The organism is Streptomyces sp. AB3(2024), from assembly GCF_041862025.1.
GTDB lineage: Bacteria > Actinomycetota > Actinomycetes > Streptomycetales > Streptomycetaceae > Streptomyces.
The window spans coordinates 1-21,425 of record NZ_JBGWAB010000130.1 but is presented as its reverse complement, the minus strand read 5'-3'; the positions used below and the strand labels follow the sequence as shown (position 1 = coordinate 21,425).

The 21,425-nt window shown below is 74.0% G+C and carries 13 protein-coding genes and 1 pseudogene; 7 read left to right on the top strand and 7 right to left on the bottom strand.

All coding sequences use genetic code 11. The annotated features are described in order from the left end of the window. The first annotated feature begins 544 nt into the window (after positions 1-544). From ACEPPI_RS33530 to ACEPPI_RS33510, 5 genes and pseudogenes are all read left to right on the top strand, one after another. Positions 545-988: an Rv3235 family protein gene (locus ACEPPI_RS33530; protein ID WP_373919040.1), complete on the top strand. Its 444-nt coding sequence runs from the start codon at positions 545-547 to the stop codon at positions 986-988. 31 nt (positions 989-1,019) lie between these two features. After that, on the top strand, positions 1,020-1,520 hold the full coding sequence (locus ACEPPI_RS33525) for a hypothetical protein (RefSeq protein ID WP_373919039.1): 501 nt from the start codon (positions 1,020-1,022) through the stop codon (positions 1,518-1,520). Further along, positions 1,517-2,185 carry an HAD family hydrolase gene (locus ACEPPI_RS33520; protein ID WP_373919038.1) on the top strand — a complete coding sequence of 223 codons (669 nt, stop codon included), beginning with the start codon at positions 1,517-1,519 and terminating at the stop codon, positions 2,183-2,185. Before ACEPPI_RS33525 ends, ACEPPI_RS33520 begins: the two co-directional genes overlap by 4 nt. A gap of 365 nt (positions 2,186-2,550) precedes the next feature. Beyond that, positions 2,551-7,518: an NAD-glutamate dehydrogenase gene (locus ACEPPI_RS33515; protein WP_373919037.1), complete on the top strand. Its 4,968-nt coding sequence runs from the start codon at positions 2,551-2,553 to the stop codon at positions 7,516-7,518. A 168-nt stretch (positions 7,519-7,686) separates the two neighbouring features. After that, positions 7,687-8,097, top strand: a pseudogene (locus ACEPPI_RS33510) (hypothetical protein); the annotation flags it as partial. A 114-nt stretch (positions 8,098-8,211) separates the two neighbouring features. Here ACEPPI_RS33510 and ACEPPI_RS33505 read toward each other — a convergent pair. Together ACEPPI_RS33505 and ACEPPI_RS33500 are read right to left on the bottom strand one after the other, a co-directional pair. Then, positions 8,212-9,027 (bottom strand): ABC transporter ATP-binding protein, encoded by an 816-nt coding sequence (locus tag ACEPPI_RS33505; RefSeq protein WP_373919036.1) that lies wholly within the window; start codon positions 9,025-9,027, stop codon positions 8,212-8,214. After that, positions 9,020-9,913, bottom strand: a complete 894-nt coding sequence (locus ACEPPI_RS33500; RefSeq protein ID WP_373919035.1) for an ABC transporter permease — start codon at positions 9,911-9,913, stop codon at positions 9,020-9,022. The genes ACEPPI_RS33505 and ACEPPI_RS33500 overlap by 8 nt, the downstream gene beginning before the upstream one ends. Before the next feature lie 159 nt (positions 9,914-10,072). On the opposite strand from ACEPPI_RS33500, the gene ACEPPI_RS33495 reads away from it, so the two are divergent. Continuing rightward, positions 10,073-10,687, top strand: a complete 615-nt coding sequence (locus ACEPPI_RS33495) for a TetR/AcrR family transcriptional regulator (protein WP_373919034.1) — start codon at positions 10,073-10,075, stop codon at positions 10,685-10,687. 20 nt (positions 10,688-10,707) lie between these two features. Here ACEPPI_RS33495 and ACEPPI_RS33490 read toward each other — a convergent pair whose 3' ends face one another. From ACEPPI_RS33490 to ACEPPI_RS33470, 5 genes are all read right to left on the bottom strand, one after another. Beyond that, positions 10,708-12,975, bottom strand: a complete 2,268-nt coding sequence (locus tag ACEPPI_RS33490; RefSeq protein ID WP_373919033.1) for a CDP-glycerol glycerophosphotransferase family protein — start codon at positions 12,973-12,975, stop codon at positions 10,708-10,710. 125 nt (positions 12,976-13,100) lie between these two features. Continuing rightward, entirely contained in the window at positions 13,101-13,958 is an 858-nt protein-coding gene (locus ACEPPI_RS33485) for a carbohydrate ABC transporter permease (RefSeq protein WP_373919032.1), read from the bottom strand. Further along, positions 13,955-15,295 carry a carbohydrate ABC transporter permease gene (locus ACEPPI_RS33480; RefSeq protein ID WP_373919031.1) on the bottom strand — a complete coding sequence of 447 codons (1,341 nt, stop codon included), beginning with the start codon at positions 15,293-15,295 and terminating at the stop codon, positions 13,955-13,957. Before ACEPPI_RS33480 ends, ACEPPI_RS33485 begins: the two co-directional genes overlap by 4 nt. A gap of 4 nt (positions 15,296-15,299) precedes the next feature. Next, positions 15,300-16,661, bottom strand: coding sequence for an ABC transporter substrate-binding protein (locus tag ACEPPI_RS33475; protein WP_373919030.1), 1,362 nt, complete (start codon positions 16,659-16,661; stop codon positions 15,300-15,302). A 140-nt stretch (positions 16,662-16,801) separates the two neighbouring features. Beyond that, positions 16,802-19,855 carry an FtsK/SpoIIIE domain-containing protein gene (locus ACEPPI_RS33470; RefSeq protein ID WP_373919041.1) on the bottom strand — a complete coding sequence of 1,018 codons (3,054 nt, stop codon included), beginning with the start codon at positions 19,853-19,855 and terminating at the stop codon, positions 16,802-16,804. Between the two features lie 454 nt (positions 19,856-20,309). Here ACEPPI_RS33470 and ACEPPI_RS33465 point away from each other — a divergent pair. Further along, on the top strand, positions 20,310-21,425 hold a 1,116-nt coding region (locus tag ACEPPI_RS33465; protein ID WP_373919029.1), incomplete at its 3' end, for a serine/threonine-protein kinase.

Below are 21,425 nucleotides of genomic sequence, written 5' to 3'. Positions count from 1 at the left end.
GGTTGTGTGTATTATTTGTAGTCTAATGGTAGGGAGCGTGATACAGGGGCCCCCCCCCCGCCCCCCCCCCCCCCCCCCCCCCCCCCCCCCCCCCCCCCCCCCCCCCCCCCCCGGCCGCGTTGCGTCGCGCGGCGGGTGCGGCGCCGCTGCCGGGGGCTCCGCCCCCGGACCCCCGCGCCTCAATCGCCGGCGGGGCCGGGTTGGCCGGGGCCGGGTTGGCCGGGCTGGAGCCGGAGGGGCCGGGCTGGAGCCGGAGGGGCCGGGTTGGGCGGTGTCGGGTTCGGTGGGTCCGGGGTGCCGCCGGTCGGGTGATCGGAGGTCGCCCATCGGGGGGTGCGGGTGGTCGGCCGGGGGCTCGTCCCGGGGCCGGGGGGCGTGCCCCGGGGGTTTCGGGGGCGGGCGGGTCACCCGGATAGGTGGTGCGGGGGTGGTGGGGCCGGGGAGGGGCGGTGTGGTTGCGGAGGGTGACCGGCGGTCGTAGAAAAAACGCGTCGAGTTACCGCCCGGTACCACCGCCGGGCCCGGCCCGTACGGGGGAACCGCCATGGACACCACCAAGAGCCCGACCCGCAGCCGTCCCGGCGGGCGGCGCGACTCGCGCCGCCCGGCCGCCACCCCGCGGGCCCGGCGCCGGCCCGGACCGCACGACTGGTTCGCGGAGCGCCTCCTGGCGGTGCTGAGCGGCCAGCGGCCCGTCCACTCGCTGCTGGGCCTCACCGTGGGCCCGGCCTACGAGCAGCTGGCGGACCTGGCCCCCACCGGGCCCCCGCTGGGCCGCCCCCGGCCCGTCCTTCGCCACTGCGGCCGCTTCCACCCCGGCCCGGGGGTCATCGAGGCCTTCGCCCGCATCGCCACCGGCGACCGCGTCTCGGCGATGGCCTTCCGCCTGGAACAGGGCCCGGACCTGCGCTGGCGCTGCGCGGCGATCGAGATCCGGGGGCCGCGCACCCGTGGGGATTCGGCCCGCGGGGTGGCGGTCGTATCCTGAGGGCGTTTCCGCCTACCGAAAGCAGCCGGCCATGCGCGTGTACGTCCCCCTGACACTCCCCGGCCTCGCCGAGGCGCACAAGGCGGGCGAGCTGGGGCCCGCCCCGCTCCGCGCCTACGCGGTGACCCCCGGGCTGCGGGAGTGGTACGTCTCGGACGACATCGAGGAGCTGGAGTACGCCGCCCTCAGCCGCGCCGCCGAGGCCTCCCTGCGCCTCCTGGCGGCCGACGCGGACGCCCCCCGCCGACGGGTCGTCGTCGCCCTCGACGTCGACGACAAGGCCGCCTCCGCGGTCCCCGGCCTCGACGAGGCCACCCTCGGCCAGGTCACCCTCGCCGCCGCCGTACGGCTCAAGGTGGCCGCCGCCGTCCACGTCGACGCCGACGACGCGACGCGCGACGTCGCCGCGGCCGCCGCCGCGCTGGGGGCCGCCGACGCCGGGGACGACGACGCCCGCTTCACCGTCGACGGCGCCGAGGACCACGAGCTGCTGTGGTTCGGCGTCCAGGAGATCCCGGGGCTGCTGACGTGAGCGGTGGCGGAGCCCACATCGTCTGGGACTGGAACGGCACGCTGCTGCACGACATCGACGCCGTCATCGTCGCGACCAACGCCTCCTTCGCGGAGTTCGGCTTCGCGCCGATCACCCTGGAGACGTACCGCGAGCTGTACGTCGTACCGGTCCCGAAGTTCTACGAGCGCCTCATGGGCCGGCTGCCCACCGAGGAGGAATGGCTCGTCATGGACGAGACCTTCCACCGGTACTACTGGGCGGCCGCCGACGCGGCCGGCCTCGCCGAGGGCGCGCTGGAGCTGCTGCGCGGCTGGCAGGCCGACGGACTCACCCAGTCCCTGCTCTCCCTCGCACCCCACGACAAGCTGCTGCCGCTGGTGCGCACGCACGGCATAGACGGGCACTTCCTGCGCGTCGACGGCCGCACCGGCCCCTCCCACACCACCAAGGCGGGACACCTCGTACGCCACATGGCCGCCATGGAGCCCGCCGGAGTGACCGCCGGACGGACGGTCCTCATCGGTGACGCCGTGGACGACGCGCTCGCCGCCGCGCACGTGGGCGCACGGGCCGTGCTCTACACGGGCGGTTCGCACAGCCGGACCAGTCTCGAAGCCGCGGGCGTGCCCGTCGTCGACACCCTGGCCGAGGCCGTCGCCACCGCCCGCGAGCTGGCCGGATAGGGACCGGCACGGCCGGTCCGGCCACGTCGCTGGCCAGAGTGTCCAGGTTTCCCCCCGGGATTTGTACAGATGCTGTCAATGACGACCGGGGGGTGGGGCGAGATAGCCTTGACCCGTGATCAGCGCGATAGTCATCGGGGGCACGGACGCCCCCGGCCCGCGCCCGGCGCACATCCGTGCCCGGGCCCTCGCTGGTCCCCACCGCCGGGACATCCTGCCGATCATGGCCGAATCCCTCCCGGTCGGTTTTCCCGACGCCCCGGCGTCGACACAGAATCCGGACGCACCCACCGCCCCAGGGCGGCGCTGTGTCATTCCTTCCTTCACCTACGTCACGCAACGGCGCGCGACAGGAGCCAGAGGACATGCAGACCAAGCTGGACGAAGCAAAGGCCGAGCTGCTCGCGCGGGCGGCACGGGTAGCTGAGAACAGCCCGGCCGGGGGGCTACTTCCGACTGGGTCCGAGCAAGGGGAGCGTCCCGAACGGGGATCGACGCTCGCCTACCTCCAGCGCTACTACCTGCACACCGCCCCCGAGGACCTCGTCGACCGGGACCCGGTCGACGTGTTCGGTGCGGCACTCTCCCACTACCGGCTCGCCGAGAACCGGCCGCAGGGCACCGCGAACGTGCGCGTGCACACGCCCACGGTCGAGGAGAACGGCTGGACCTCCAGCCACTCCGTGGTCGAGGTCGTCACCGACGACATGCCCTTCCTCGTGGACTCCGTCACCAACGAACTGTCCCGCCAGGGCCGCGGCATCCACGTCGTGATCCACCCGCAGGTCGTCGTGCGCCGTGACGTCACCGGCAAGCTGATCGAAATCCTCGGCCCCGACTGCGACGCCCACGGTCCCCGGACCGCCCGCCCGCACGACTCCCTCGTCGAGTCCTGGATCCACGTCGAGATCGACCGCGAGACAGACAAGGCCGACCTCAAGCAGATCACCGCCGACCTGCTGCGCGTCCTGTCCGACGTCCGCGAGTCCGTCGAGGACTGGGAGAAGATGCGCGACGCCGCGCTGCGCATCGCCGACGAGCTGCCGAACGAGCCCACCGCGCCGGACCTGCGCGAGTTCGAGCTCGAAGAGGCCCGCGAGCTGCTGCGCTGGCTCTCCGACGACCACTTCACCTTCCTCGGCTACCGCGAGTACAACCTCGTCGACGGCGACGCCCTCGCCGCCGTGCCCGGCACGGGCCTCGGCATCCTGCGCTCCGACCCGCTGCACAGCGGCAAGGAGGACGGCCACCCGGTGTCCCCGTCCTTCAACCGGCTGCCCGCCGACGCCCGCGCCAAGGCCCGTGAACACCGCCTGCTGGTGCTGACCAAGGCCAACAGCCGCTCCACGGTGCACCGCCCCTCGTACCTCGACTACGTCGGCGTGAAGAAGTTCGACGCGGACGGCAACGTGGTCGGCGAGCGCCGCTTCCTCGGCCTGTTCTCCTCCGCCGCCTACACCGAGTCCGTGCGCCGCGTCCCGGTCATCCGCCGCAAGGTCACCGAGGTCCTCGACGAAGCCGGCTTCGCCCCCTCCAGCCACGACGGCCGCGACCTCCTCCAGATCCTGGAGACCTACCCGCGCGACGAGCTGTTCCAGACCCCGGTCGACAAGCTCCGCGAGATCGTCACCTCCGTCCTGTACCTCCAGGAACGCCGCCGGCTGCGGCTGTACCTGCGCCAGGACGAGTACGGGCGCTACTACTCCGCGCTGGTCTACCTCCCGCGCGACCGCTTCACCACCGGCGTGCGGCTGCGCCTGATGGACATCCTGCGGGAGGAGCTCGACGGCATCAGCGTCGACTTCACCGCCTGGAACACCGAGTCGATCCTCTCCCGCATCCACTTCGTGGTCCGCGTCCCGCAGGGCACCGAGCTGCCCGTGCTGACCGACTCCGACGTCGAGCGCATCGAGGGCCGGCTCGTCGAGGCCGCCCGCTCCTGGGCCGACGGCTTCGGCGAGGCGCTGACCGCCGAACTGGGCGAGGAGCGGGCCGCCGAGCTGCTGCGCAAGTACGGCACCTCCTTCCCCGAGGGCTACAAGGCCGACCACTCGCCGCGCGCGGCCGTCGCCGACCTGTGCCACCTGGAACGGCTCTCCGCGAGCGACCGCGAGTTCGCGCTGTCGCTGTACGAGCCGGTCGGCGCGGGCCCCGGCGAGCGCCGCTTCAAGATCTACCGCACCGGCGAGCAGGTCTCCCTCTCCGCCGTCCTGCCCGTCCTGCAGCGTCTGGGCGTCGAGGTCACCGACGAGCGTCCGTACGAGCTGCGCCGCACCGACCGGGTCAGCGCGTGGATCTACGACTTCGGTCTGCGGATGCCGCTCTCCCCGGGCAACGGAGACTCCTACCTCGGCGACGACGCCCGCGAGCGCTTCCAGGAGGCCTTCGCGGCCGTCTGGACCGGGGAGGCCGAGAACGACAACTTCAACACCCTCGTCCTCGGCGCCGGGCTGACCTGGCGGCAGGCCGTCGTGCTGCGCGCGTACGCCAAGTACCTGCGCCAGGCCGGCTCCACCTTCAGCCAGGACTACATGGAGGACACCCTCCGCAACAACGTCCACACCACCCGGCTGCTGGTCTCCCTCTTCGAGGCCCGGATGTCGCCCGGCCGCCAGGTCGCCGGCACCGAGCTCATCGACGCCATGCTGGAGGAGCTGGACGGGGCCCTGGACCAGGTCGCCTCGCTCGACGAGGACCGCATCCTGCGCGCCTTCCTCACCCTCATCAAGGCCACCCTGCGCACGAACTTCTTCCAGCTCGACGAGGCGGGCGAGCAGCACGCCTACGTGTCGATGAAGTTCGACCCGCAGGCCATCCCGGACCTGCCGGCCCCGCGCCCCGCGTTCGAGATCTGGGTGTACTCCCCGCGCGTCGAGGGCGTCCACCTGCGCTTCGGCAAGGTCGCACGGGGCGGTCTGCGCTGGTCCGACCGGCGTGAGGACTTCCGTACGGAGGTCCTCGGCCTGGTCAAGGCGCAGATGGTCAAGAACACCGTCATCGTGCCGGTCGGCGCCAAGGGCGGCTTCGTCGCCAAGAACCTGCCCGACCCGTCGGTGGACCGCGACGCCTGGCTCGCCGAGGGCATCGCCTCGTACAAGATCTTCATCTCGGCGCTGCTCGACATCACCGACAACATGGTCGCCGGCGAGGTCGTGCCCCCGCAGGGCGTGGTCCGCCACGACGAGGACGACACCTACCTCGTCGTCGCCGCAGACAAGGGCACCGCCACCTTCTCCGACATCGCCAACGGGGTCGCCGAGGACTACGGCTTCTGGCTGGGCGACGCCTTCGCCTCCGGCGGCAGCGCCGGCTACGACCACAAGGGCATGGGCATCACCGCCCGCGGTGCCTGGGAGTCGGTCAAGCGGCACTTCCGCGAGCTGGGCCACGACACCCAGACCGAGGACTTCACGGTCGTCGGCGTCGGCGACATGTCCGGTGACGTCTTCGGCAACGGCATGCTGCTCTCCGAGCACATCCGCCTCGTCGCCGCCTTCGACCACCGGCACATCTTCATCGACCCGAACCCGGACGCGGCCACCTCCTACGCCGAGCGCCGGCGCCTGTTCGACCTGCCGCGCTCCTCCTGGGCGGACTACGACACCGCGCTGCTGTCGGCGGGCGGCGGAGTCCACCCGCGCAGCGCCAAGGCCATTCCGCTGAACGCGCAGGTCCGCGAGGCCCTGGGCATCGAGGCGGGCGTCACCAAGATGACCCCGGCCGACCTGATGAAGGCCATCCTGCAGGCCCCCGTGGACCTGCTGTGGAACGGCGGCATCGGCACGTACGTCAAGGCGACCGCCGAGACCCACGCCGACGTCGGCGACAAGGCCAACGACGCCATCCGAGTCAACGGCTCCGACGTCCGCGCCCAGGTCATCGGCGAGGGCGGCAACCTGGGCCTGACCCAGCTCGGCCGCATCGAGTTCGCCCGCGCCGGCGCCGGCGGCGAGGGCGGCAAGGTCAACACCGACGCCATCGACAACAGCGCGGGCGTGGACACCTCCGACCACGAGGTGAACATCAAGATCCTGCTCAACGCGGTCGTCGCGGACGGGGACATGACCGTCAAGCAGCGCAACAAGCTGCTCGCCGAGATGACCGACGAGGTGGGTCACCTCGTCCTGCGCAACAACTACGCGCAGAACACCGCGCTCGCCAACGGCGCCGCCCAGGCGCCCAGCCTGCTCCACGCCCAGCAGCGCTTCATGCGCCGTCTGGAGCGCGCCGGGCGGCTCGACCGGGGGCTGGAGTTCCTGCCCACCGACCGGCAGATCCGCGAGCTGCTGAGCAACGGCAGGGGGCTGACCCAGCCGGAGCTGGCCGTCCTGTTCGCCTACACCAAGATCACGGTGGCGGACGAGCTCATCGGCACCGAGCTGCCGGACGACCCGTACCTGCGCCGCCTGCTGCACGCGTACTTCCCCGGCGCCCTGCTCTCCAGGTTCCAGGAGCAGATCGACGCCCACGCGCTGCGCCGGGAGATCATCACCACCCTGCTGGTCAACGACACCGTCAACACCGGCGGTTCGACCTTCCTGCACCGTCTGAAGGAAGAGACCGGCGCCTCCACGGAGGAGATCGTCCGGGCGCAGCTGTCGGCCCGCGAGATCTTCGGCATGGCCGAGGTGTGGGACGCGGTCGAGGCCCTCGACAACAAGGTCGCCGCCGACGTCCAGACCCGGGTGCGCCTGCACTCGCGGCGCCTGGTCGAGCGCGGTACGCGCTGGCTGCTCAACAACCGGCCGCAGCCCCTCCAGATCACCGAGACCATCGAGCTGTTCGCGGCCCGGGTCGAGCAGGTGTGGTCGGAGCTGCCGAAGCTGGTGCGCGGCGCCGACCTGGAGTGGTACGGGTCGATCCTGGACGAGCTGACCGGCGAGGGCGTGCCGGAGGAGCTCGCGGCGAAGGTGGCCGGCTTCTCGTCCGCCTTCCCGACGCTGGACATCGTCGCGATCGCCGACCGGACCGGCGTGGACCCCCTCGCCGTCGCCGAGGTGTACTACGACCTCGCCGACCGCCTGGACATCACGCAGCTGATGGACCGGATCATCGAGCTCCCGCGGTCCGACCGCTGGCAGTCGATGGCCCGTGCCTCCATCCGCGAGGACCTGTTCGCGGCGCACGCCGCGCTGACCGCCGACGTGCTGGCGGCCGGCAACGGCACGTCGACCCCCGAGGAGCGCTTCAAGCTCTGGGAGGAGAAGAACGCGGCGATCATCGGCCGGGCCCGGACGACCCTGGACGAGATCCGGGGCTCGGACGACTTCGACCTGGCGAACCTGTCCGTGGCGATGCGCACCATGCGCTCGCTGCTGCGCGCGCACAGCTGAGTGACGCCCCCTCAGGGGGGTGGGTGAACGGGCGGCCCGGGACCATCGGTCCCGGGCCGCCCGTCCTCATGTCAGTGCCTCCTCCTACGCTGTGGTGGACCACGGAGACACAGGGGGAACGGGCAGGACGTCAGCGCCGGGGACTGGCTCGACGCCTACTGCCTCGCCGTGCTCACCGACGGCACCCGGCGGGACGGCGAGGCCTTCCACTTCGCCCGGGACGCCTTCCGGGAGGCGGGGGCGGGCCGTCCCGCGACGGAGCTCGCCGCCGGCTTCGCGGCCTACGTGGCCGGTGACCTCGGCGACGAAGACCAGGACCGCCCGCCGTCCCCGGAGGCGACGCCGGCCGCGCTCGACGCGGGCCTCGCCCGGATCGCCGCCCACGCCGCGCAGAGCGGCCGGCCGCTGTCCGAGCACCCGGACACCCTCGCCCTGGGCGTGCTGCGCGCGCTGGCCGCGGGCGATGAGGAGGCGTACGGGGACGGGCTCGTACGGCTGCTGCGCCGGCACGCCGAGACCTGCGGTCCCACGGACGGGCCCCGGAGCCTGCTGCCGCTGGTGCCGGTCGCCCTGGCCGCGCTCGCCCACCGCGACCACGGCTGGCGGCCGCCCGTCGAGACCGACTACCTGCCGTACGCGCTGGTCACCGGCAAGCCGGGCGCCTCATCGGGAGCCGGGGGGCGGCCGGGTGGCTCAGGCGCCCGAGGTGAAGGCCTCGTAGGCGTCGCAGACCTCCTTGGAGGGGCCGTCCATGCGCAGGACGCCCGATTCCAGCCAGATCGCGCGGTCGCAGGTCTCGCGGACCGTTGCGATGCCGTGGCTGACGAGGAAGACGGTGCCCGCGCTGGCGCGCAGTTCCTCGATGCGGGCCTGGCTGCGGCGCTGGAAGGCGGCGTCGCCGGTGGCCAGGGCCTCGTCGATCATCAGGACGTCGTGGTCCTTGGCGGCGGCGATGGAGAACCGCAGCCGGGCGCCCATGCCGGAGGAGTAGGTGCGCATGGGCAGGGAGATGAAGTCGCCCTTCTCGTTGATGCCGGAGAAGTCGACGATGTCCTGGTAGCGCTCGCGGATCTGCCGGCGGGTCATGCCCATCGCGAGTCCGCCGAGGACCACGTTGCGTTCGCCGGTGAGGTCGTTCATCAGGGCCGCGTTCACGCCCAGCAGCGAGGGCTGGCCGTGCGAGTAGACCGCCCCGGAGGCCACGGGCTGGAGTCCGGCGATGGCCTTGAGCAGGGTGGACTTGCCGGAGCCGTTGGAGCCGATGAGGCCGATCGCCTCGCCCTTGTAGGCGGTGAAGCTGACGCCCTTGACGGCGTGCACCTCACGGATGCCGGGCGCCGGCCCGCGGGAGAAGATCCGGCTGAGGGCGGCGGTGGCGCCGCCCTTGCGGGTGCCGGCGCCGTGCACCTTGTAGATGACGTGGACCTCGTCGGCGATCACGGTCGGGACGCGGGTGTCGGCCGTCGTGCGGTCGATGGGCGTCGTGCTGCGGGTCAGGGTGTCAGCCACGGCCGTACTCCTCCTCTGCCTTCCAGAAGTAGACGAACCCGCCGACGCCGGCGAGCAGGGCCCAGCCGATGGCGATCGGCCAGACGTGGTGGGGCAGCGAGGCGGCCTTGAAGCTGTCGATCAGCGCGAAGCGCATGAGGTCGATGTAGACGGCCGCCGGGTTGGTCTTGAGCAGCAGGGTGATCCAGTGCGGCAGGTGGTCCGTCTTCAGGACGGAGTCGATGGACCACATCACGCCGGAGGAGTACATCCAGGTGCGCAGGACGAACGGCATCAGCTGGCTGACGTCCGGGTTCTTGCTGCCGATGCGGGCCATGACCAGGGCGCAGCCCGCGCAGAAGACGGCCATCAGGAAGAGCGCCGGGAGGGCGATCAGCCAGGCCGGGCCGGGGGTCTGGCCGAAGGCCAGGAGCAGGACGACCAGGGCGCCCATGGTGACGAGCAGCTGCTGGAAGAGCTGTACGACGGAGGAGATGGGCAGGCTGGCGCGGGGGAAGTGCAGGGCGCGGACCAGGCCGAGGTTGCCGTGGACGGCGCGGGTGCCGGCGTTGATGGAGCTGCCGATGAAGTCCCAGACGAAGACGCCGGTGATCAGGAACGGCAGGTAGTCCGGGACGCCGTGGCTGGCCTTCATGACGATGCCGAAGATGAAGTAGTAGACGGCCGCGTTGAGCAGCGGGGTCATCAGGTGCCAGACCTGGCCGAGCTTGGCCGTGCTGTACGTGGCCTGCATGCGGGCACTGGCGTACGCCGTCACGAAGTGGCGGCGGCCCCAGAGCTCGGCCAGGTAGCGGGGCAGGGAGGGGCGGGCGCCGCTGACGGTCAGGCCGTGGGCTGCCGCCAGCTCTGCGGGGCTCTGCGGTGCGGTAACGGTGGTCACGGTCACGGGGAGTCGCTTTCGACGGGGGCGGGCGTCGCTGGCGGGGTGCCTCCGAGGGGAGACTGGGGACGGGACGGGTCCGTATCGTCGCTACGTGGAGCGTAGGGCCCTCGACGTCGGAACGCAACCGTATCGTCGTGACGTGCGCGCAGCTATGCTCTGTGCATGACCACCGAGCCCGCCCCCGCCCCCGCCCGCCGCGCCCCCGCCGGGGCCGCCGTCCTGCGCGAGGACGTGACCGAGGCGATCCGGGCCGCGGTCGTCGAGGAACTCGCGGCGGTCGGCTTCGCCCGGATGTCCATCGAGGGCATCGCCCGGCGCGCCGGGGTCGGCAAGACCGCCGTGTACCGGCGCTGGAAGTCCAAGCTGCACCTGGTGCTGGACCTGGTGGGCGCCTTCGCCGCCGACGGGCTGCCGGTGCCCGCGACCGGGTCCCTGTACGGGGACCTGCGGGCCCTGCTGGAGGTCATGTCCCACGTGCTGCGCCACCCCGTGGCCTCGGCGGTCATCCCCGACCTGCTCGTGGAGGCCGCCCGGAACCCGGAGATCGCCGACGCGGTGCGCGGGGCCCTCCTCGACGGCCAGCGCAGGCTCGCCGAGGGGATCGTCGCCGAGGCCGTCGAGCGCGGCGAGCTGCCCGGGACGGCCTGCCCGGAGCGGGCACTGGACCTGGCGATCGGGCCGCTGTACTGGCGGCAGGTGGTCGTGCGCGACGCCGTGCCGGCCGGCTATCTCGACGACCTGGCGCGCGCGGTCGTGGCGGGGCTGCGGGCCGGCTAGCCGGCGGCCGGCCGGCCGCCTCAGAACGCGTAGCGGTGCGCCGGCGTCGGTTCCGGCGCCGGGGACGCGGCCGACGGGGCGGGGCGGCGGTCCTGCGGCGGCGTGATCGCCGGGAGGGGCGCCGACTGGCCAAGGAAGACCCGGCGGACCACCCGTTCCGCCGAGTGCCCGTCGTCGAAGGAGCAGAAGCGCGATCTGAACGCGGACCGCAGCTGGGCCGAGCGCGACCCCTGCCAGTGGCCGGTGGCGAAGATGTCCACGAGCTCGTCCTCGGTGCGCGCGATCGCGCCCGGCGGGCACGCCCGCAGGTCGAAATAGGTGCCGCGGGCGGCCTCGTACGCCTCCCAGTCGTCCGCGTGGATCACGATCGGCCGGTCCAGCGCCGCGTAGTCGAACATCAGGGACGAGTAGTCCGTGACCAGCGCGTCCGAGGCCAGACAGAGCTCCTCCACCGACGGGTGGGCGCAGACGTCGATCAGCCGCGGGTGCGGGTCCCACGCCCGGTCCGTGCCCGCGTACGTCAGGTGCGTGCGGGCGAGCAGCGTGAAGCGCGGGCCCAGGTCCCGCAGGACCCGCTCGAAGTCCAGGTGCTCGGGCCGGCTGCGGCGGTAGTCGCGGTGCGTCGGGGCGTAGAGGATCGCCGTGGAACCCGGCGGGACGCCCAGGCGCTCGCGCAGCTCCAGCACGTCGGACCGGGTGGCCCGGTGGAAGGCGTCGTTGCGCGGATAGCCGTATTCGAGGGTGGTGTACGAGGACGGCACCGCCCGCTCCCAGACCAGGGTGGAGTGCCGGTTGGAGGAGAGCAGGTAGTCCCACTGGTCGGCGCCGCGCAGCAGGCCGGCGAAGTCCGGGGTCGGCGTGGCCGCCGGACGGTCCTGGAGGTCGAGGCCGACCCGCTTGAGCGGGGTGCCGTGCTGGGTCTGCACCAGGATCTGCCCCGGGCGCTTGACCAGGGCGCGGTCGAAGTTGACGTTCGTGGTGAGGTACGTCGCGCGGGCCAGGGCCGTCCAGTACGCGGCCGAGCCCGGCCGCAGCGGGGTGGTCTCGGGCGGCAGCGTCGGGGTGTGCCGGGGGTCGCAGATCCACGCCGTGCGCATCCGCGGGGCCAGTTCCCGCAGCTTCGCCTCGATCGCCGCCGGGTTGCAGGCGTAGCCGCCGTGCCAGTACGCGGAGAACACCGCCAGTTCCGGGCGCAGCGGCAGCAGGCGCTGGATCCGGTAGTGCAGGCGCAGACAGGACTCGTGCAGCCCCCGCCCCAGCGCGGCCGCCGCACGGCCCGCCGCCAGGGACGCCGAGCGCAGCACGGACAGCAGCCGGTAGGCGCGCCGCAGCCCCAGCCGCATCAGGGTGTGCCGCAGCCGGTCCGTGCGGGACAGGGACAGGGACAGCGGCAGGGAGCCGGAGCCCGCGCCGGGGGCCCGGTGGCGGCGCAGCAGGGCCGAGGCCCGCGCGAAGAACTCGGGGCGGGCACCACGCGGGATGCGGCCCCGGTGGGCGTACAGGACGCAGAAGTGCTCGGCCATCCGCCGGTGCACGGCCGGCCGCCAGCGCTCCAGCTCCGGGCGGGTGGCGAGGTAGCCGAAGACCCGCTCGTACTGGTCGAAGACGTCGAGGTGGCGGCGGGTGGAGGTGGTCAGGATCGAGCCGGTGCGGCGCTGGCGGTAGTGGACGCAGACCCGGTCCAGGACGGCCACGGACTCGGCGGCCAGCAGCGCCGGATAGGTCCAGGGGGTGTCCTCGTAGAAGCCGGGCGGGAACGAGAGGCCCTCGCGCTCCACGTACTCGCGGCGGTACGCCTTGTTCCACACCACCATCAGCATGCCGAGGAGGGAGGGGCGGTCGGCGAGGCGGAAGCTGGCCGGGCCCTCCTCGCCCAGGCGGTGCGCGAGCCGGTTGCGGACCAGTTCGCCGGTCCAGAAGGAGCGGGCGTAGTCGTAGACCAGGACGTCGGGGGAGCCCGTGGCCTTGAGCCGGTCGGTGATGGCCTGGAGGGCGCCGGGGGCCAGGGTGTCGTCGCCGTCGAGGAAGACCACGTAGTCGCCGCCCGCGCGGGCCAGACCCGCGTTGCGGGCCGGGCCCAGGCCGAGGTTGTGCGCCAGGTGCACGGCGGTGACCCGGGGGTCGCGCGCCGCGTACTCGTCGATGATCGCGCCGCAGGCGTCCGGGGAGGCGTCGTCGACCGCGATCAGCTCCAGATCCGGGTACGACTGGGACAGCACCGAGTCCAGGCTCTCCTGGAGGTACGCCTGAACCTTGTACGCGGGCACGATGACGCTGAACCGGGGCACGGCACATCCAGGGGTCGGCGCGGGCATGTGGCCCAGGAACCGCGCGTGCGGCGTTCGGGTTACGCACGGTGTGGCAATCGGGTTACCCGGCGTCAATGCCGCACGTCAATGCCGTGATCACGGCGCTACTTGACGGCTCCGGCCATCACCCCCGTCACGAACTGCCGCTGGAACGCGAAGAAGACGACGAGCGGCACCACCATCGACAGGAAGGCCCCGGGGGCCAGGACGTCGATGTTGTTCCCGAACTGCCGCACCTGTTGCTGGAGCGCCACCGTGACGGGCGGGTGCGCCGAGTCGGCGAACACCAGCGCCACCAGCATGTCGTTCCACACCCACAGGAACTGGAAGATGCCGAGCGAGGCGATCGCCGGACCGCCCAGCGGGAGCACCACCTTGGTGAACAGCTGAAGTTCGCCCGCTCCGTCCAGGCGCGCCGCCTCCAGCAGCTCGCGCGGGATCTCCGCGAAGAAGTTGCGCAGCAGGAAAATCGCGAAGGGCAGGCCGAAGGCGGTGTGGAAGATGACCACCCCCGCCGTGGTCTCGAACAGGCCGATGGCCCCGAAGAGTTCGGACACCGGGATCAGCGCCACCTGTACGGGGACCACCAACAGCCCCACCACGACCAGGAAGAGCCAGTCCCGGCCCGGGAACTCCAGCCAGGCGAAGGCGTATCCGGCTAGCGAGCCCAGCACGAGCACGAGCAGGGTCGCCGGAACGGCGATCGCCACCGTGTTCAGCAGCGAGCCGGTGATGGTGTCGTTGGCCAGCAGCCGGGCGTAGTTCGTCGCCGTCAGCTTCGAGGGCGCGGTCAGCGCCTGCCACCAGCCTCCCGTGTTCAGGTCGGTGGGGGACAGGAACGAGGAGATCAGCAGCCCCAGGGTGGGCAGCAGCCAGAAGAGCGCGGCCAGGACGAGGAAGACGCGGACGGCGCCGGACGCGGCACGGGCCGCGATCCGGCCGACGACGGCGGGTGTGCTCATCGGGACCCCTCCTTCCGCAGCCTGCGGATGTTCAGCAGCATCACCGGCACCACCAGAACCAGCAGCAGCACCGCGATGGCACTGCCCAGCCCCTGGTCGGCGTCCGTCCCGAACGACGTCCGGTACAGCTGCAGCGCCAGCACGTTCGCGTCGTCCTGGACCGCGCCCGGAGCGATCACGAAGACCAGGTCGAAGATCTTCATGACGTTGATGACGAGGGTCACCAGGACCACCGCCAGCACCGGCGCGAGCAGCGGCACGGTGATCCGCCGGAACACCTGCCACTCACTCGCCCCGTCCACCCGCGCCGCCTCCAGCAGCTCCCGCGGTACGGCCGCCAGCCCGGCCCCGATCAGCACCATCGCGAACCCGGCCCACATCCACACGTACGCCCCGATCACCGCCGGGGTCACCAGCGCCGGCCCGAGCCACTCCACCCCCGCGTACGCCTCCCGGAAGTTGGACCCCGGCAGCCGCAGCAGCGCCCCGTCCGCCGCCGCCGGGAGGGCGAAGGTGCCGTCCGCGCGGGCCGTCGCCGAAGCCACCACCCGCCCGCCGCGCACCGCCTCCACGCGCATCCCGGAGAAGCCCCGCTCGGTCGGGTCGACCGCGTTCGTCCGGCCGCCCCCGCCCCGGGTGAAGTCCTGCCAGACGGTGCCGGTGACCTTCCCCGGCTCCGCGGGCGCCGCCGCGGCCGTACGGGTCCCCGCCGGCAGGGCCTCCGGCGCCACCCCGACCAGCGGCAGCAGCACCGGAACGCCCACCCGTACGGGCGCGCGCGTCACGAACGCGCCCCCGTCGGCGGGCTCCAGCGGGGAGTCCCGGCCCGGCCGGGCCTTGGGGAAGGCCGAGGACGGCGCGAAGGTGTCGTGCACCCCCACCCACACCGCGTTGGCCACGCCCCGGTGGGGGTCGTGGTCGTAGACGAGCCGGAAGATGATGCCCGCCGCCAGCATCGAGATCGCCATCGGCATGAAGACCAGCAGCTTGAACGCCGTCCCCCAGCGCACCCGTTCGGTCAGCACCGCGAAGACCAGGCCGAGCGCGGTGGCCGCCGCCGGCGCCAGCACCACCCACAGCGCCGTGTTGCGCAGCGCCGTGCGGATGGTCGGGTCGCTCAGGATCTCCCGGTAGTTGCCCGCGCCGACGAACACGTCACCGGAGCGGTCGAAGAGGCTGCGGTAGAGGGAGTACCCGATGGGCTGCACGACGAGCGCGCCCAGCAGCACCAGCGCCGGCAGGAGGAACGCCGCCGCGATCAGCCGCCGCCGACGGGCCGCGGACCGTCCGGGCGCAGTCCGGGCACCGGCCGGCCCCTTGCCGGTCGTGGCCGTCACCGGATCAGTTCCCGTAGGCCTTGGCCGCGTCCGCCTCCAGTTTCGCCTGGGCGCCCGCCACGTCCGACGGGTTCGCCAGGAAGTCCTGGAGCGCCTTCCACTCCCCGGCGCCCGGCGTCCCGCCGAACGCCGCCGGAGCCTGGTCCGACATGTCGAAGCGGAAGTCGTCGCCCGCCGCGACCAGCGCCTTCGCGATGTCCCGCTGGATCGGATTCGGGTAGGCACGCGGGTCCACGGCCTTGTTCGGGGAGACGAAACCGCCCTCGCGGGCCTGGATCTCCGCCGCGTCCGGCGAGGCCAGGAAGGTCAGCAGCGCCTGCGCGCCCTTCGACGGCTTCAGCGCCACCGCCACGTCACCGCCCGACACCACCGGCGCCTTCGCGCCCACCGCCGGGAACGGGAACACCTTGGCGCCCTCGCCCACCTTCTCCCCGGTCTGCGCGATGTTCACCGCCACGAAGTCGCCCTCGAAGACCATCGCCGCCGCGGGCCGGTCGCCCCCGGTGAAGGTCTGCGTCACCGACTTCGGGAACTCCGTCGCCAGCGCCCCGCTCGTACCGCCCGCCAGGAAGTCCTTGCGGCCGAACAGCTCCCCGAGCGTGGTCAGCGCCTCCTTGACGCTGTCGTCCGTCCACTTCAGCTCGTGGCGGGCCAGCTTGTCGTACTTCTCCGGGCCGGCCTGCGACAGGTAGACGTTCTCGAACCAGTCCGTCAGGGTCCAGCCGTCCGCGCCCGCCACCGAGACCGCCGGGATGCCGGAGGCGGACAGCGTGTCCGCCGCCGCGATCAGCTCCTTCCAGGTCTTGGGGGGCGCGACGCCCGCCGCCTCGAAGGCCTTCGCGTTGTACCAGACCAGCGACTTGTTGGCCGCCTTGTAGTACACCCCGTACTGGGTGCCGTCGACCGCGCCCAGCTTCTTCCAGCCCGGCGAGTAGTTCGCGTCCAGCTGGGCCGCGGCCTCAGGGCCCACCGGCTGCGCCCACTTGTTCCGGACCGCCGACACCAGCGCCCCGACCTGCGGGAGCAGCGCCACGTCCGGCGGCTGACCGCCCGCGATCTTGGTGCCGAGGAAGGTGACGATGGGGTCCTGGGCCGGTACGAAGGTCACCTTCGCGCCCGTGCGCTTCTCGAACTCCTTGAGCACCTTGGTGAAGTTGGCCTGCTCCGGCCCCGTCCAGACCGCGGCGACCTCCAGCTTCTCGCCGGGCAGTTTCGGTAACTGCACCCGCGGCGCCGCCGTTGCGCCCGCACCGGGCTCCTCCGGCCCCGGCTGCGGACCGCCCCCGCACGCCGAGAGCGCGAGCGCCCCCGCGGCCGCCAGGGCCGCCCACCCGATCGCCGTCCGGCTCGTTCCGTGCTTGCGCATGGCTGTGCCCCCGATGCCCGTGTGTGTCCCGGACCACAAGGTCTACGCCGACCCGCGCGGCCCCGCAATACCGCGTGAGGGGGCCGTCGAGGGGCCGTCGGGGGGTCGCCGAGGGGTCGCCGCGGGGGAGGAGGGGGACGTCAGGGGGCGGGCGGGAACAGCACCGGCGTCGCCGACACCAGGTGGGAGGCCCGGTCGAGGGCACTCGCCAGCAGCGCCAGGTCCGTCGGGCCGTTGCCCAGCTCGCGCACCGGGCGGCGGGCCGGCGGATCACCCATCCGGTCCCACTCCACCGGTACCACCGTCGGCCGCAGCGTCGCCGTGCGCGGGATCCGGCCCGTGACCCGGCCCGCCTGGAACGGCACCGCACGCCCGTCCGCGTACCGCAGTACGCCGCGGCCCGGACCCGGCTGGTCCGGGGCGTCCAGCTCGACCCGCAGCGTGGAGCGCCGGGCCAGCTCGGTGTCGGCCGTACGGTCCGGGCGGGCGCTCGTCGCTATGAGGTGCACCCCGAGGCGGGTGCCCTCCCGGGCCACCGCCTCCAGCGCCCGCACCACCGAACCGGCGGCCGGGCGGCCCGTACTGCCCAGCGCGGGCGCGACCAGCGCGTCGAAGTCGTCCACCAGCACCACCAGCCGGGGCAGCGGACTCGGCCCCGCCGCCGGCTCGGTGCGCGGCGCGGAGGCCCGCAGCCGCAGGGTGCCGCTGCGCTGCGGATCGAGGTCATCGCGCAGCTCGCCCGGCGTGGGCTGGCGGGGCGCGACCATCCGGCCGCTCGCCTCCCGGCCCGCGTGCCACTGCGCGAACGCCGTCCCGTCCAGCAGCTCGTGGCGGCGCTTGAGCTCGGCGCCGAGGGCCTGCGCGAACTCCCGCATGCGCAGCGGGTCCGAGGCCACCAGGTGGGCCGACACGTGCGGGAGTTCCGTGCAGGGCGCGAGGCCGTCGCCGCGCTCCCCGCCCGCGCCGTCCAGCAGGACCAGGCCCAGGCGGTCGGGGCGGGCCGCCGCCGACAGGGAGGCCGCCAGCGAACGCAGCAGCTCCGTCCGGCCGCTGCCGGCGGGCCCCTCCACCAGCAGGTGCGGGCCGTCGTTGACCAGCTCGGCACCGACCGGCCCGCGCCGGCCCGCGCCGAGGACGATCTCCGCCCGGCCGCCGACGCCCTGGCCCTGGTCGGTGGCGGCCGCCCAGCGGGCCATCAGGGAGGCCGGGGTGGCCCGGGCCAGGCCGAGCTCGTCGAGGAGCCGTGCGGCCGCCGGGAGGCTCGCGGCGGCCGGACGGTACCCGGCGCCCTCCGCGGGCGCCGCGTCCGCGCGCAGCGGTGCCAGCGCCCGGGCGAACCGCTCCGCCCAGGCGGCGGAGACCCCGTCCGCGACCGCCGTCTGCCCGGTGCCGGTCGGCCGGCCGCCCGCGACCGGGAAGCTGCGCACCGCCGTGGCCACGTCGCCGCTCAGCAGGGCGGCCCGGCCGCAGTCCCGGAACGCCGGGGAGCTCGCGCAGGCCGCCTCGTACGTCGCGGCCACGGGGGAGGCGGGCGTCGCCGCCGGGGCCTGCGCGAGGACCAGGACGTGGATGCCCGCCGCCGGCCCGTGCGAGGCCAGCCGGCCCGTCACCTCGCGCAGGTGGCCCGCGCCCGGATCGCCGTCCACGACCACCAGCGTGCGGGGCCCCTCGTAGGCGTGCGCGGCCCGGCGCAGCGCCTCCGCGTCGGCGGCGGCCCAGTTGGTGCCGAGCGCGCTGTCGTCCAGCCGCCGGGTCAGCTCCCCGGTCCGCGCGGCCGCCTGGTCCCGGTCGTACGCGAGCAGCAGCCGGCAGTCCTGGCCGTGCGCCGGCCGTACGTGGGGCAGCCAGCCCAGCCAGCCCCAGTCGCGCCGCCGCTCCTGCACGGGGTACGCGCGGTCCGCCGCCAGCAGCACGATCTCCAGCCGCGCGGGCGCGTGCAGCCCGGCCAGCTGGGCGATCACGGACCGGGCGACGCCGGTCAGCCGGTCCCGCGGTCCCGCGATCCCGAGCGAGCCGCACTCGCGCAGCGAGACCCGGCTGCCCGCGCCGAGCCCCGCCTCCAGGAACCGGAGGTGTCCGGCCCCGCGCGACCACAGCCGCCGCGTCGGCCCGAGGGCGGCCAGAAGCAGCGCCGCCGGGTCGTCGGCGTCCGGTGCCGCGGCCCTGGCCGGCGCGTCCGGTTCCGCCTCCGCCGCCTGCTCGGGCTCCTCCCCGCGCACCCACCTGCGCGCCCAGGCCCCGAGTCCCCGGCGCTTGGCCGCGCCGGGCGTCCCGGGCTGTGCCCCGTCGCCGGGTGCCTGCGGCAGGGGGGCTGCGGAGTGCCGGTCCGGTTCCGGGGCGGTGCCGCCGCCGGGGGCGGCCGGTGACACCGGGCGGCCCGGGGCGGGGTGCGCCGCGCCGGGCGTGCCGGGCCGGGGGGTGCCGGGGCGCAGCCCCAGGGCGGGGTCGGGGCCGGGGCCGCCGTGCGCGGAGGGGGCGTCCGTACCGGGCTCCGTACCGTCGGCGCCCGTACCCGCCGGGCCGCCGGAGGGGCCCGCGCCGGGGAGGGAGAGGTGGCCCTCCAGGTCCGGGACCACCGCCAGGGGGCGGGCGTTCCCGGAGCCGGGGGACAGCCGCAGCGTGGACTCGCCGACGCGCAGCAGCGCGCCCGGCGGCAGCGGTACCGTCCCCGCGCCCACGGGGGCGCCGTCGAGGGTGGTGCCGTTCGTCGAGCCGAGGTCGGCCACGGTCACCCGGCCGTCCGCCCGTACGGTCACCGCGCAGTGCAGCCGCGACACGTCCGGGTCGTCCAGCGGTACGTCCGCGTCCGCCGAGCGTCCGATCCGGACCGCCCCGGGGTGCAGCAGGTGCACCCCGCCCGCGTCGGGTCCGGCCACCACGTGCAGCTGCGGGGCCGCGTGTCCGTCGCCGGCCAGCGCGTCACCGTCGGGCGCGGGGGTGTGCAGCGTCAGCACCGCACCGTCGACCAGCGGCGGTTCCCCGAGGACGGCCCGCTGGAGGTCGAGCCGGCGCGCTCCGGCGTACAGCACCACCGTGCCGCCGGTGTCGGGCCCGCCCACGGTCGCCGCGAGCCCGGAGGCGACCGCGGCCAGCGCGGTCCCGGCGGGCGCGGTGACGAGGACGTCACAGCCGGCCGCCGCGGCGGCGGCCTGGTGGCCGCTGCGCGGCCCAAGGACGGTCAACCGGATCTGCATCGCCGTCAGCGGTCCCTTCTGCGCGGAGCGCAGTGCGCGGTGCGTGCGTCCGGCAGGGGAACGGCGGGGCATGCCTGCCCGCTCACCCCCCGCCCGGCACGGACGCGTCGTCCGGTCAGGTCTGCCGGAAGGCAGGGCTCCCGTCCCGGCCGTTCCGTACGGGTGCATCCTCGCACCTGTCGCGTTCGACACGCCCGACACCCGCCCACAATTGATCTTGATCGGTCACGGGTCGGTCGGCCCGCCGTACGAATACGGACAGGGAGCTGCTCAAAATCGCCTCCGGCATACCCCGCATACCTCACCCTTCGTACATATGTGCGGCAACCAACCTCCGCCGGCCCGCGTCTTCCCCGGGGACACCCCCTAGAGTTGGGCCGGAAACCCACACAGCGGAATCAGCCGGAACACCCCGGGAAAGACCCGACCACACGACAGCAGGGGAGCGCGAGACGTGCGGCCAGTCGGCAGCAAGTACCTGCTCGAAGAGCCGCTCGGACGCGGCGCGACGGGCACCGTCTGGCGAGCCCGCCAGCGGGAGACCGCCGGCGCGGAAGCGGCCGTGGCCGGGCAGCCCGGCGAGACCGTGGCCATCAAGGTCCTCAAGGAGGAGCTGGCCCAGGACGCGGACATCGTCATGCGCTTCCTGCGCGAGCGTTCCGTCCTGCTGCGCCTGACCCACCCCAACATCGTCCGCACCCGCGACCTCGTCGTCGAGGGGGACCTGCTGGCCCTGGTCATGGACCTGATCGACGGCCCGGACCTGCACAAGTACATCCGCGACAACGGCCCCTTCAGCCCGGTCGCCGCCTGCCTGCTGACCGCGCAGATCGCCGACGCGCTCGCCGCCAGCCACGCCGACGGCGTCGTCCACCGCGACCTGAAGCCCGCCAACGTGCTGCTCGACGAGCGCGGTGGCCAGATGAAGCCGATGCTCACCGACTTCGGCATCGCGCGCCTGGCCGACTCCCCGGGCCTGACCCGCACCCACGAGTTCGTCGGCACCCCCGCCTACGTGGCGCCCGAGTCCGCCGAGGGCCGCCCGCAGACCTCCGCCGTCGACATCTACGGCGCCGGCATCCTCCTCTACGAGCTGGTCACCGGCCGCCCGCCCTTCGCCGGCGGCACCGCGCTCGAAGTGCTCCACCGCCACCTCAGTGAGGAGCCCCAGCGGCCCCCGAGCGTGCCTGAGCCGCTGTGGATCGTCATCGAGCGCTGCCTGCGCAAGGAGCCCGACGAGCGTCCCAGCGCCGAGAACCTGGCCCGCGGCCTGCGCGTGGTCGCCTCCGGCATCCGCGTGCACTCCTCACCCGACGAGGTCGAGGCCGCGCTCGGCGTCGGCGCCCTGCTCGTGCCCGACCCCTCGCCCGCGCCCGTCCCCACCGTGCCCGGGGCCGCCGACCCGACGCAGGCGCTGCCCGCCGGGGCCGGCGCCGCGCAGCCGGGCGCGTACGACCCGAACGCCATGACCAGCGTGCTGCCCCCCCCCCGCGGCCCCCCCCCCCCCCCCCCCCCCCCCCCCCCCCCCCCCCCCCCCCCCCGCCCCCCGCCCCCCGTCCCCCCCACCCCG